The organism is Bacillus sp. GW823-FHT06A10 (assembly GCF_058795375.1).
Genome location: NZ_JBXAHT010000002.1, coordinates 389,599 through 402,479 on the forward strand (window position 1 = coordinate 389,599; position 12,881 = coordinate 402,479).

Consider the following 12,881-nt stretch of genomic DNA (forward strand, 5'->3'; position numbering starts at 1 on the left):
AACATGAAACGTCTTCAGAGAGGAGAATCAGTAGCTGGGAGATTCTCTAGATAGTTATGTTAGAAGGTAGCCCTGGAGCATCTTTTCTGAACAGAATAGTTCTCATTAGGAAAAGACGGATTTGTCCGTTATCAAATTAAGAGTATAAGCAAATTATGAATTTGTTTGTAAATAAAGGTGGTACCGCGATGTCCCTCGTCCTTTTTGGATGAGGGACATTTTTTATTTTAAGGAGGGAAAATAATGTCAAACACGGAAAAGAATTTACCAACTAAATATGATCATATGTCCGTTGAAGAAGGCCTTTATCAATGGTGGCTTGAAGGCAAATATTTTGAAGCAACAGGAGACGAGAAGAAACAACCGTATACAATTGTAATTCCACCTCCGAACGTAACTGGTAAGTTACACTTAGGTCATGCTTGGGATACAACTCTTCAAGATATTTTAACTCGTACGAAGCGTATGCAAGGTTACGATGTGCTATGGCTTCCAGGAATGGACCATGCTGGTATCGCAACACAAGCGAAAGTAGAAGGAAAACTTCGTGAAGAAGGTATTTCACGTTACGATCTTGGCCGTGAGAAATTCCTTGAAAAAGCTTGGGAGTGGAAAGAAGAGTACGCTTCTCACATTCGTCAACAATGGGGGAAAGTTGGTTTAGGACTAGACTATTCTCGCGAACGTTTCACATTAGACGAAGGTTTATCTGATGCGGTTAATAAAGTATTCGTTCAATTATACGAAAAAGGCTTAATTTACCGCGGTGAATATATTATCAACTGGGATCCAGCAACACGCACAGCTCTTTCTGATATTGAAGTAATTCATAAAGAAGTTCAAGGTGCATTCTACCATATGAACTATCCGTTAACAGACGGTTCAGGTCACATTCGCCTTGCTACTACTCGTCCAGAAACGATGCTTGGTGATACAGCGGTAGCAGTTCATCCAGAAGATGATCGTTACAAACATTTAATCGGAAAAACAGTTACACTTCCAATCGTAGGCCGTGAGATTCCGATTATTGCTGATGAGTACGTAGAAAAAGACTTCGGAACAGGCGTTGTAAAAATTACACCAGCTCATGACCCGAACGACTTTGAAGTAGGTAACCGTCATGACTTACCACGCATCTTAGTAATGAACGAAGATGGATCGATGAACGAAAAAGCTGGTAAATATAACGGTATGGATCGTTTCGAATGCCGTAAAGAATTAGTGAAAGACTTACAAGAAGCTGGCGTATTAGTAGAAATCGAGCCACATATGCATTCAGTAGGTCATAGTGAGCGTAGCGGTGCAGTTGTTGAGCCTTACTTATCAACACAATGGTTCGTAAAAATGGCTCCACTTGCTGAAAAAGCAGTAGCGCTTCAACAAAAAGAAGAAGAAAAAGTAACGTTCGTACCAGAGCGTTTTGAAAACACATATTTACGATGGATGGAAAATATTCATGACTGGTGTATTTCTCGTCAATTATGGTGGGGACACCGTATTCCAGCTTGGTATCATAAAGAAACTGGTGAAGTATACGTAGGTACAGAAGCACCAGCAGATATTGAAAACTGGAATCAAGATAACGACGTACTTGATACATGGTTCAGTTCAGCGCTATGGCCATTCTCAACACTTGGTTGGCCAAATGAAGATTCAGCAGACTTCAAACGTTACTATTCAACAGATGCACTAGTAACGGGTTATGACATCATCTTCTTCTGGGTATCTCGTATGATTTTCCAAGGTTTAGAGTTTACAGGCGAGCGTCCATTTAAAGATGTATTAATTCACGGTTTAGTTCGTGATGAGCAAGGTCGTAAGATGAGTAAATCTCTTGGTAACGGTATTGACCCAATGGATGTTATCGAGAAGTACGGTGCAGATGCAATGCGCTATTTCTTATCAACAGGAAGTGCACCAGGTCAAGATTTACGTTTCAGCATGGAAAAAGTAGAATCTACTTGGAACTTCATTAATAAAATTTGGAACGCATCACGTTTCGTATTAATGAACATGGATGATATGAAGTATGAAGAAATTGATTTAACTGGTGAAAAATCAGTTGCAGATAAGTGGATCTTAACTCGCTTAAACGAAACAATCGAGAGTGTAACACGTAACATGGATAAATATGAGTTCGGTGAAGCTGGTCGTTCATTATACAACTTCATTTGGGATGATTTCTGTGACTGGTACATTGAAATGGCGAAACTTCCACTATACGGTGAAGATGAAGCAGCTAAGAAAACGACTCGTTCTATTTTAGCTTACGTATTAGATCAAACAATGCGTCTATTACACCCATTCATGCCATTCGTAACAGAGAAAATTTGGCAACATTTACCGCATGAAGGCGAATCTATTACAGTAGCTGCGTGGCCAACAGTTCGCGAAGATTTACAAGATACGGAAGCTGCGGCAGAAATGCACCTTCTAGTTGATATCATTCGCTCTGTTCGTAACATTCGTGCAGAAGTAAATACGCCAATGAGCAAAAAAGTTCAAATGCAAATTAAAGCAAAAGATGAGGCTGTACTTGCTCAACTTACGAAAAATAGCTCTTACATTGAGCGTTTCTGTAACCCAAGCGAATTAACAATTCAAACGGACTTACAAGCGCCAGAAAAAGCAATGACTGCAATCGTATCAGGTGCAGAGTTATTCTTACCGTTAGCTGATCTTATCAATCTTGATGAAGAGAGAGCTCGTCTTGAGAAAGAACTTGAGAAGTTCGATAAAGAAGTAGAACGTGTACAGAAGAAACTTTCTAACCAAGGTTTCGTAGCGAAAGCTCCTGCAGCGGTTATTGAAGGAGAGCGTGCGAAAGAGCAAGATTACCTAGAAAAACGCGAAGCAGTTCGTCAACGTCTAGCAGATCTTGAAAAGTAAAAATATTTTTAGAGACTCACTATATTGGTGAGTCTCTTTTCTTTGCGTATAATAGAACTATGAAAGTTGTCTTTTGAAAGGGGAAAAGCATACGTGATACATACATACGAAGAAGCGATAGGGTGGATTCATAGCCGATTGAAATTTGGTATTAAACCAGGATTAGAAAGAATGAATTGGATGCTAGAAGAGCTCGGAAATCCAGAGCGTCATATAAAATGTATTCATCTTGCTGGTACAAATGGAAAAGGTTCAACGTTAACATATATGCGTTACATGTTAGAAGGCGCGAAATATAAGGTAGGAACGTTTACCTCTCCTTACATTGAAACATTTAATGAACGCATTAGTGTGAATGGAACACCAATTGCAGATGAAGAGATTACTGAACTCGTAAAGATGGTAAAACCAGTCGTGGAAAAACTAGATGAAACGGATTTAGGGGAAGCGACTGAGTTTGAAATTATTACTGTTATGGCAATTTGCTATTTCGGTAAAGTCAATTTCTGTGATGTTGTTTTATTTGAAACAGGGCTCGGTGGACGTTTTGATTCTACCAATGTTATACACCCTGTTCTCACGATTATTACGAATATCGGTCACGATCATATGCATATTTTAGGGAATACACTAGGAGAAATTGCATATGAAAAGGCGGGGATTATTAAGTCTGGTGTGCCGGTAATTACTGGTGTAAAAGATGAAGAAGCTTTGCAAGTCATTCAAAATGTTGCAAAGGAAAACCATGCAAACTTATACGAACTTGGCAAGCATTTTACAGCGTTACATAAACAGTCTAACGAAGATGGGGAACAGTTTGATTTTACTTGTCCTTTTACCGCATTTGAAGATTTGCAAATCTCAATGAAAGGTATTCATCAAGTAGGAAATGCAGCGCTAGCACTTATGGCAGTAATGTATGTAAAAACATATTTATCATTTTTAATTGAGGAAGAGGGAATAAGAACGGGATTACGGGAAGCGTATTGGATTGGGCGCTTTGAAAAGCTACAAAGTAACCCGGATATTATTATAGATGGTGCTCATAATCCAGAAGGTATCGAAAGCCTTGTGAAAACAGTAGAAGCGCATTACAAAGATAAAAATGTAATAGTTTTATTTACTGCCCTTGGTGATAAACAATTGCATAACATGGTAGGCCGATTAGAAACCATTGCAGATGAAATGATTTTTACAACATTCGCCTTTGATCGTGCTATTTCTGCAGACAAGCTTGCATCATATTCACAAAAAGAATCAAAATTAGTTTTTGAAAATTGGAAAGAGGCAATTGATACAAAAGTTGAAATGATAGGGGAAAATGATGTTTTTATCATAACAGGTTCTCTTTATTTCATTTCTGAAGTTCGAAAATATATTCGAGAGAAAAACTAGATAGTCTTTGCTATCTAGTTTTTTGTTCTACAAATGAAGTCAAATGCATACATATAAGATAAATATATAGGGTTATTTGGCGAATTCCTCTGACAAATATCTCGTTTTTTTGTGAAATGAATATGATATGATGCGGACAACGATAAGAGGTGAGGTGTGAGTGTATGGACAAGCAATCACGAACGATCTCAGTGAAAGTGAATGGAACAGAAGCGAAGTATGAGGAAAAGAAGAAAGATGAATTTGAATGGATGGTAGTAGAAAGTGAACGACCTAAAAATGTTGTTCCGTTTCAAAAAGCGAAATCAGTGTCTGTGGAAAAATACCGAAAGAAGTGGAGTAATACATTAATTGCAATCGTTGCAACCGCAATTATTATCGGTACGACGTTTGGAATGGGGATGCTTCATTTACTTACTGGACAAGGAACAACAGGAGGAAGTGAAGTAACTGCTTCAAGGCCGACTGGAAATGGAGAATCAAAGGTGGGTGGAACGGCAGAACAAACACCAGCACCGAAAGAAGAAAAACAAAAGGCGCAGACAGGAACGTCATTGGATCCGATGAAATTATTCTTTGTTCAAGGGGGGCTTTATTCTTCTGAAGAAAAGGGACAGGCAGCTCTTGAAGAATGGAAAGGCAATGGGGGCATTGGTGCTTTGAGACCGAGCGGGGATAAGTATGCAATAGTTGTTGGTATTGCTAGCGATGAACAGGCTATAAATCAATTAATGACTAAGTATAAAAATGATGGTGTCTCCGTTTTAAAAAAGAACTGGGATATAACAGATAAAGCATTGCTGAAAGATGATAAAGAAGTAGGAACATTTTTAACAAAAGTGCAGCCATTATATACTCATTTAGCAAAATATGCTTCTAGCGTACAAGTTGGTGGAAAAAGCAGCGCAAAAGATATAGAAGTGATTGAAAAAGAATGGAAAGCGATTGAAAAAGAAGGGAAAAGTATGAAGCGAGAAGAAGCAAAGAAACTGTATATGTATACGTCGGTAGCTGTACAAACAGTAAAAGATGGGAAAATGGATAAGGAATCTTTGGCGAAATTAAATCAAGTTATTATTGATGGCTTACTCTCGTATGAAAAAATTGTTTCGTAGAAAGTGAAATGATAGGATAATAAAATGAGTAAGAAAGAAGTACATGTACTTCTTTCTTTTCTTTTGAATTTAGAGCAAAGTGCTTTCTCTATGACAGGAATATAATCGTATGCAATAAAGAAGTGTTATTTTTAGTTAGAGAAATTAATATTTCTTTCATTTGTGGGCAAACTATTCCTTTGATACGATTGATATAAATTGTTCTGCTTCATGTGAGAAAGGAAGGAGAAAATATGAAAAAAATAATTTTAGCTTCAGGGTCACCTCGGAGGAAGGAATTGCTTGAGTTAGCTAGCGTACCATTTGAAATCGTTGTAAGTGAAGTAGAGGAAACAATTGGTGCATATTCATCGCCTTCTGATATTGTAATGTCGCTTGCCTTGCAAAAAGCATCAGCGGTTGCAGAAAACAATAGTGATTACATTGTGTTAGGTGCAGATACAATTGTTACATATGAGTCGCGTATCCTTGGTAAGCCTTCTAATAAGGATGAGGCGAAAGAGATGTTACAATTACTATCTGGGAAAACACATGAAGTGTATACAGGTGTTGCGATTATATCAAAAGAAAAAACGGTTACTTTTTATGAGCGTACAGAAGTTACGTTTTGGGAATTAACAGAAGAGGAAATTGATACATACGTCGCGTCAAAAGAACCTCTTGATAAAGCAGGTAGTTATGGGATTCAAGGTAAAGGGTCTATTTTCGTTCAACATATTCAAGGGGACTACTATAGTGTAGTTGGCTTACCAATTGCACGTCTCGTTCGAGAATTAAAACAATTTGATATTGATGTAACCCATGCGTAAAATTGCATGGGGTTTTCTTTGAGAGAACAAATAAAGGGGTGGAGAGATGAACGGTATTCGTGATGTTGTAAGAGAAGAACAGCCACGGGAGCGTTTATTGTTAGAAGGTGCTGGAAGTTTATCAAATCGAGAGCTTCTCGCAGTGTTACTCAGAACAGGTTCTAAAGAAGAAACAGTTTTAAAGTTGTCAGATAAAATTTTACACCAATTTGATGGCTTACGTATGTTGAAAGATGCAACATTAGAAGAGCTAATTAGTATACATGGTATTGGGATTTCAAAGGCATCGCAACTTATGGCAGCCTTTGAACTAGGCAGAAGAATGGTACGTTTAGAATATCAAAATAGATATAGTATTCGAAGTCCAGAAGATTGTGCGAAATACATGATGGAAGAAATGCGTTTTTTACAACAAGAGCATTTTGTTTGTTTATATTTAAATACAAAAAATCAAGTTATACATAGGCAAACGATCTTTATTGGAAGTTTAAACACGTCAATTGTACACCCGAGGGAAGTTTTTAAAGAAGCCTTCCGTCGTGCAGCAGCCTCTATCATATGTCTTCATAACCATCCCTCAGGAGATCCCACGCCGAGCCGTGAAGATATTGAAGTAACCAAACGCTTAGTAGAATGCGGTCAGATTATCGGAATTGAAGTGCTTGATCATATTATAATAGGTGACCATAAATTCGTGAGTTTAAAGGAAAAAGGTCATATTTAAGACTATGCTTTTTACTTATTTTGTTTTATAATGTGATTTATGAGTTTTTTGTAGAAATTTATCTACAAAAAGGATAAAGATATAAAAAACGTACTGTTTTTATAATATAAAGTAAGAAAAAATGAGTCCGTGAAAACAAGAAAGGAAGATAAATAATATGTTTGGATTTGGTGGATTTACTCGCGATCTTGGAATAGACTTAGGAACTGCGAACACGCTTGTATATGTAAAAGGAAAAGGTGTAGTTTTACGTGAACCTTCAGTAGTTGCGTTACAAACTGATACGAAACAAATCGTTGCTGTAGGTAGCGATGCAAAACAAATGATTGGTCGTACACCAGGGAACGTTGTGGCACTTCGCCCGATGAAAGACGGTGTAATTGCTGATTATGAAACAACTGCAACAATGATGAAATATTACATTCAACAAGCTCAAAAATCAAACGGTTTCTTCTCACGTAAGCCGTATGTAATGGTATGTGTACCATCTGGTATTACAGCTGTAGAAAGACGTGCAGTAATCGATGCGACTCGTCAAGCGGGTGCTCGTGATGCTTATCCTATCGAAGAGCCATTTGCAGCAGCAATTGGTGCAAACTTACCTGTTTGGGAACCAACTGGTAGTATGGTTGTTGATATCGGTGGTGGTACAACAGAAGTTGCAATTATTTCTTTAGGTGGTATTGTAACAAGCCAGTCAGTTCGTGTTGCTGGTGATGATATGGATGATTCAATCATTCAGTACATTAAGAAAAGCTATAACTTAATGATTGGTGAAAGAACAGCTGAAGCATTAAAATTAGAAATTGGTTCTGCAGGCGAGCCAGAAGGTATCGAGCCTATGGAAATTCGCGGTCGTGATTTAGTAAGTGGTTTACCAAAAACAGTACTAATTCAGCCAGAAGAAATTGCAGATGCATTAAAAGATACAGTAGATGCGATTGTAGAATCAGTTAAAAATACGTTAGAAAAAACGCCACCTGAATTAGCGGCTGATATTATGGACCGCGGTATCGTATTAACAGGCGGCGGGGCATTACTACGTAATTTAGATAAAGTAATTAGTGAAGAAACGAAAATGCCAGTTCTTGTTGCAGAAGATCCATTAGATTGCGTAGCAATTGGAACAGGTAAAGCATTAGACAATATCGATCTTTTCAAAACTGCTGCTCGATAATATTGCAAAATAAAAATCAGTGAAATTAAGAGGGTGTGAACGTGCCACAGTTTTTCTTAAACAAAAGATTAATTGTTTTGTTGGTTAGTATTATTCTTCTCGTGGCATTGATTGGAATCTCATTGAAAGAACGGAACAGTTTAACATGGCCAGAGCAGTTTGTTAAAGACACTGTCGGTGTTGTAGAACGTGTATTCCAAAAGCCAGCGAAATACGTAGCTGGATTCTTCGAAAATGTAGAGGATGTAAAGCGCACGTATGAAGAGAATAAAGAATTAAAAGCAAAATTAGATAATTATGCAGGTCTATCAGGGAAAGTAAAACAACTAGAAGATGATAACAAGAAGCTACAAGAGCTAACTGGTAAAAAAGAGTTAAATAGCGGGTATACTGAAATTCCAGCTACTGTTGTTTCTCGTAATCCAGATAAATGGTACGATTTAATTGGAATTGATAAAGGGGCACAGCAAGGAATTAAAAAAGATATGGCTGTAGTAACTTCACAAGGGTTAGTTGGAAGAGTGAAAAGTGTATCTCAGTTTACATCATCAGTAGAATTACTAAGTTCTATGAGCCGAACAAATCGCGTTTCTGCTATTGTACAAGGGCAAGAGAAAATCTTTGGTTTGATTGAAGGTTATGACAAAGAAAAACAATTACTTCTTTTCACAAAGATTGGCTCTGATGCACCGGTAGAAAAAGATCAACTAGTTGTAACATCTGGACTTGGTGATATTTTCCCGAAAGGTCTTGTAATTGGAAAAATCGTTGATGTTCAGCCGGATGCATATGGCTTAACAAAAACAGCTTATGTAAAACCTGCCGCTGATTTAAATGACGTAGAGCATATTACGGTTGCTAAACGTGCAACACCTTCAGCGCCATTAGAATAGGAGGAGAAGAAGAGATGATGAAGATATTAAAAAGAGCAGCTCTTCCTCTTTTGCTCCTTTTTGTGTTTCTATTTGAAAATATGTTTGCTACTGTTGTTCCAACGGATGTGTTTTGGAAAGACAGTATAGCAGCACCGCATTTCTTTATAATCGTCTTATGTTTTATTACAGTGTATTATAGTCCGGTCCAAGGGATTTATTACGGACTATTATTTGGCTTCTTATTTGATACCGTATACACAGAACTTGTCGGGATATATATTTTTGCTTATCCGATTTTAGCTTATTTAGTTTATAGTGTGATGAAAGTATTACAATTGAATTTATTTATTGTTGTTTCTATCATATTAGCTAGCATTGTAGCACTAGAGTATTATGTGTATGGATTCTTAACTTTGTTAGGACGTACTCATATGCCAGCGCATGTCTTTTTCACAGATCGTCTCCTTTCTACTTTATTGTTAAATGCTATTTTCTTATTGATAGTTTGTTTCCCACTGAGACGATATATAGTGCGTCTTTCAAAAGCGATGGAAGAAAAAGAAAAAAGGATTTTCTAATTTTATGTCGAATTGAATCGGTGGGGTGAACTTTAGTGGAAGAAAAAAAGCAACAAAATGTAACGATAAAAGGGACAAAAGATGGGATAACGCTTCATTTAGATGATTGTTGTTCATTCTCAGAATTATTGATGGAATTAGACGAAAAACTTTCTACGCATTACTACGATGGTGATGGGCGCTCTTTAATTGAAGTGCATGTGAAAGTAGGAAATCGTTATTTAACAGAAGTCCAACAAGAAGAGATTCGTACGTTAATTCGTAATAAAAAGAATCTTGTTGTGGATTCAATTGAAAGTGATGTTATCACTAAAGCAGAAGCAATAGCTTGGAAAGAAGAAACAGAAATTGTCCCTATTTCCAAAATTGTTCGCTCTGGACAAGTTTTACATGTAAAAGGAAATTTGTTGTTAATTGGAGATGTTAATCCAGGCGGAACGGTTATCGCTGGGGGGAATATTTTTGTCGTAGGATCATTAAGAGGAATTGCACATGCTGGGTATTATGGGGATTCAGATGCTGTAATCGCTGCATCTGTTATGAACCCGATGCAACTTCGAATTAGTGATGTGGCAATGCGGGCTCCGGAAGAGAAAGAAGACGGAGCGGAGGCGGCAGAATGTGCGTATATTAATGAGAACAATCACATTGTTGTCGATCGCCTGCAACTTCTCACTCATCTTAGACCTAATTTAACAAAGTTAGAAAGGGGAATTGTATAGCTGTGGGAGAGGCAATAGTAATTACATCTGGAAAAGGCGGAGTAGGTAAAACTACTACATCTGCGAACATTGGTACGGCCCTAGCGTTATCTGGAAAGAAAGTGTGCTTAATTGACACAGATATCGGTCTTCGAAATTTAGACGTAGTAATGGGGCTGGAAAATCGTATTGTATTTGATCTTGTTGATGTCGTTGAAGGGCGTTGCCGTTTACCTCAGGCTCTTATTAAAGATAAACGTTTTGATGATCTTTATTTATTACCTGCAGCACAAACGAGTGATAAATCAGCGGTAACACCTGAACAAATGGATGAATTAATACAAGTATTACGTCAAGATTATGATTACATATTAATCGATTGTCCTGCGGGGATTGAGCAGGGATTTAAAAATGCGGTAGCTGGTGCGGATAAAGCAATCGTTGTTACGACTCCAGAAGTATCCTCAATGCGCGATGCAGATCGTATTATTGGGCTTTTAGAAAAAGAGGATATTGAACCACCGAAACTTGTTATTAACCGTGTACGTAGTCATATGCTTCATGAACAGGATATGTTAGATGTTGATGAAATTGTACGTACATTGTCAATCGAGCTTCTTGGTGTTGTCGAAGATGACGATGAAGTTATTCGAGCTACAAATACAGGTGAACCTGTGGCGTTGCAACCAAGCGGAAAAGCAGCGTTGGCTTATCGTAATATTGCAAGACGCTTGTTAGGTGAGAATGTACCATTACAAGCATTTGAACAAGAAAAGGTATCGGTATTTGCAAAGGTGAAAAACTTCTTTGGAATCCGTTAAGAGCACTTCGCACATATGCGAAGTGCTTTCTTTTTTCTTCACACGAATATCTTTCTTTCTTAGCTCATACATATGTACAAACTGTATACAACTGTTTCTATTGAAATTAGCTTAACGAAAGAAAGGAGACAGTATGAAGAATAGACGCGTAGAAGAAATTAAAAAGCGGATTGCAAAAAGGAAGGCCGAGCAAGAAAGGATGGAGGAAGAACAGTATTTTACCGGAGGGAATTTTGATAGCGAAACAGTATTTATTGAAGATGGAGAAAAGGAAATGCATCCTTTATTTCGAAAGGAAGTCTTTTTCTTCAAAGTTTTATTATCGGCAATATTAGTTCTTTCGGTTGCTATTTTATATAAGAATGCTCCTTCTTCATTCAATGGAGCTAAAGCTGTTACAGAAAAAGTGATGAAAGAGGAATTTCAGTTTGCTACTGTAGCGAAATGGTACGAAAAGCAATTTGGAAAACCGCTCGTATTCTATTCGCCAAACGAGAAAAAAGAAGGAAGTATTCAGCAAAAAGATTATGCAATTCCCGCTTCTGGAAAGGTAATGCAAGGGTTTCAAAAAAATGGCCAAGGTGTATTTGTCCAAACAGCTACAAATGCAACGGTTGAGTCAGTGAATGAAGGATTAGTTGTTTTTGCGGGTAAGAAAGAGGAACTTGGAAATACAGTTCAAATTCAACATGCAGATGGTACGGAGTCATGGTATGCAAACTTAAACGATATGTCAGTGAAATTATATGATTACGTTTCAAAGAAACAAAAAATTGGAACGGTGAGTAATGATACAAATGATAAAAATGGAAAGTTTTATTTCGCGATAAAAAAGAATGAAAAATTTATTGATCCGATCCAGGTGATATCATTTGATTAAATATAGAGACGTTTTGACGAAAATTTCCGTGCATCCATTATTTTGGGTTATTATTGTCATTGGTATTTTTACTGCACGTTTTAAAGAGTTACTACTGTTATTTTGTATCGTTCTTATTCATGAACTTGGGCATGCTATTGCAGCAGCACACTATAATTGGCGTATAAAAAGAATTCAGCTTTTGCCGTTTGGTGGCGTTGCCGAGCTTGAGGAACATGGTAATAAGTCATTGAAAGAGGAACTTGTTGTCGTAATTGCAGGACCGATTCAACATGTTTGGATGATGCTAGTAGGTTATATGTTGTTTGAAGCCGGTTGGTTGAATGCAGATTTATATTATTTCTTTATGTGGAATAATATAATTATTTTAGCGTTTAATTTACTCCCTATTTGGCCGTTAGATGGCGGGAAAGTATTGTTTAATATACTATCATATCGTTTTCCTTATTTACAAGCACATGAAAAGATGATGAAATTGTCATGTGTTTTTTTTGGTGTAATATTAGGATGGCAGTTGCTCTGGAATAGTAACAATATTATGATGTGGGTACTACTCATATTTTTGGCAGTGTCGTTATATCAAGAGTGGAAACAAAGACGGTATGCATTTATGCGTTTTTTATTAGAACGTTATTATGGAAATAAAAGAGGGATTGAAAAGATTGCACCTATTGAAGTGCAATCAGAAGATCATTTATATAAGATATTCACAAAATTTCGTAGAGGATATAAGCATTCTATTATCGTCCGTGGAAAATATAAAGAGCATTACACATTGGATGAAAATGAATTGCTCTATGCATATTTTACTGAAAAACGAATAACCTCATCAGTTGAAGAATTAATCGGTTAGTGTTGACGATAGCACTAACCTTTTATTATTGTAAAAGCAAAGAAGATTATAAAGTGAGGAAATA

At 37.1% G+C, this 12,881-nt stretch carries 12 protein-coding genes and 1 other annotated feature (1 of these 13 running past the window's edge); all 12 genes read left to right on the forward strand.

Features of this window, described 5'->3' with window-relative positions:
- Window positions 1–206: a binding site (T-box leader), on the forward strand; it begins 26 nt to the left of the window's first position.
- Between the two features lie 37 nt (window positions 207–243).
- The 12 genes from AC1Q8M_RS16805 (at window position 244) to spoIVFB (ending at window position 12,817) form a co-directional block, all read left to right on the forward strand.
- The gene (locus tag AC1Q8M_RS16805) at window positions 244–2,889 is read left to right on the forward strand and encodes a valine--tRNA ligase (protein WP_000072222.1); all 2,646 of its coding nucleotides are present in this window, start codon (window positions 244–246) and stop codon (window positions 2,887–2,889) included.
- A gap of 93 nt (window positions 2,890–2,982) precedes the next feature.
- On the forward strand, window positions 2,983–4,284 hold the full coding sequence (locus AC1Q8M_RS16810; protein WP_000582037.1) for a bifunctional folylpolyglutamate synthase/dihydrofolate synthase: 1,302 nt from the start codon (window positions 2,983–2,985) through the stop codon (window positions 4,282–4,284).
- Between the two features lie 164 nt (window positions 4,285–4,448).
- Window positions 4,449–5,399: a hypothetical protein gene (locus tag AC1Q8M_RS16815; RefSeq protein WP_023523114.1), complete on the forward strand. Its 951-nt coding sequence runs from the start codon at window positions 4,449–4,451 to the stop codon at window positions 5,397–5,399.
- A gap of 233 nt (window positions 5,400–5,632) precedes the next feature.
- Complete coding sequence (locus AC1Q8M_RS16820; RefSeq protein ID WP_000720495.1) at window positions 5,633–6,208, forward strand: Maf family protein; 576 nt, start codon at window positions 5,633–5,635, stop codon at window positions 6,206–6,208.
- A 46-nt stretch (window positions 6,209–6,254) separates the two neighbouring features.
- Entirely contained in the window at window positions 6,255–6,932 is a 678-nt protein-coding gene (gene radC, locus AC1Q8M_RS16825; RefSeq protein ID WP_001013391.1) for a DNA repair protein RadC, read from the forward strand.
- A 157-nt stretch (window positions 6,933–7,089) separates the two neighbouring features.
- A complete protein-coding gene (mreB, locus tag AC1Q8M_RS16830; protein ID WP_000466736.1) occupies window positions 7,090–8,109 on the forward strand; it encodes a cell shape-determining protein MreB in 1,020 nt (339 codons plus the stop codon).
- 41 nt (window positions 8,110–8,150) lie between these two features.
- On the forward strand, window positions 8,151–9,002 hold the full coding sequence (gene mreC, locus AC1Q8M_RS16835) for a rod shape-determining protein MreC (protein ID WP_001135487.1): 852 nt from the start codon (window positions 8,151–8,153) through the stop codon (window positions 9,000–9,002).
- Between the two features lie 14 nt (window positions 9,003–9,016).
- The gene (mreD, locus tag AC1Q8M_RS16840; protein WP_000975765.1) at window positions 9,017–9,562 is read left to right on the forward strand and encodes a rod shape-determining protein MreD; all 546 of its coding nucleotides are present in this window, start codon (window positions 9,017–9,019) and stop codon (window positions 9,560–9,562) included.
- A gap of 35 nt (window positions 9,563–9,597) precedes the next feature.
- Window positions 9,598–10,284: a septum site-determining protein MinC gene (gene minC / locus AC1Q8M_RS16845; RefSeq protein ID WP_000391521.1), complete on the forward strand. Its 687-nt coding sequence runs from the start codon at window positions 9,598–9,600 to the stop codon at window positions 10,282–10,284.
- Window positions 10,285–10,286: 2 nt separating this feature from the next.
- A complete protein-coding gene (minD, locus tag AC1Q8M_RS16850) occupies window positions 10,287–11,084 on the forward strand; it encodes a septum site-determining protein MinD (RefSeq protein ID WP_000503309.1) in 798 nt (265 codons plus the stop codon).
- Window positions 11,085–11,217: 133 nt separating this feature from the next.
- Window positions 11,218–11,964 carry a stage IV sporulation protein SpoIVFA gene (gene spoIVFA / locus AC1Q8M_RS16855; protein ID WP_029443366.1) on the forward strand — a complete coding sequence of 249 codons (747 nt, stop codon included), beginning with the start codon at window positions 11,218–11,220 and terminating at the stop codon, window positions 11,962–11,964.
- Window positions 11,957–12,817, forward strand: coding sequence for a stage IV sporulation intramembrane metalloprotease SpoIVFB (gene spoIVFB, locus AC1Q8M_RS16860; protein WP_098855681.1), 861 nt, complete (start codon window positions 11,957–11,959; stop codon window positions 12,815–12,817). The genes spoIVFA and spoIVFB overlap by 8 nt, the downstream gene beginning before the upstream one ends.
- Window positions 12,818–12,881: the final 64 nt, after the last annotated feature.

Excerpts from the sequence above, each read along its gene's own strand:
- radC (WP_001013391.1), top strand. The coding sequence starts at position 6,255 with ATGAACGGTATTCGTGATGTTGTAAGAGAAGAACAGCCACGGGAGCGT.
- AC1Q8M_RS16815 (WP_023523114.1), top strand. The coding sequence starts at position 4,449 with ATGGACAAGCAATCACGAACGATCTCAGTGAAAGTGAATGGAACAGAA.
- spoIVFA (WP_029443366.1), top strand. The coding sequence starts at position 11,218 with ATGAAGAATAGACGCGTAGAAGAAATTAAAAAGCGGATTGCAAAAAGG.
- mreB (WP_000466736.1), top strand. The coding sequence starts at position 7,090 with ATGTTTGGATTTGGTGGATTTACTCGCGATCTTGGAATAGACTTAGGA.
- AC1Q8M_RS16820 (WP_000720495.1), top strand. The coding sequence starts at position 5,633 with ATGAAAAAAATAATTTTAGCTTCAGGGTCACCTCGGAGGAAGGAATTG.
- mreD (WP_000975765.1), top strand. The coding sequence starts at position 9,017 with ATGATGAAGATATTAAAAAGAGCAGCTCTTCCTCTTTTGCTCCTTTTT.
- AC1Q8M_RS16805 (WP_000072222.1), top strand. The coding sequence starts at position 244 with ATGTCAAACACGGAAAAGAATTTACCAACTAAATATGATCATATGTCC.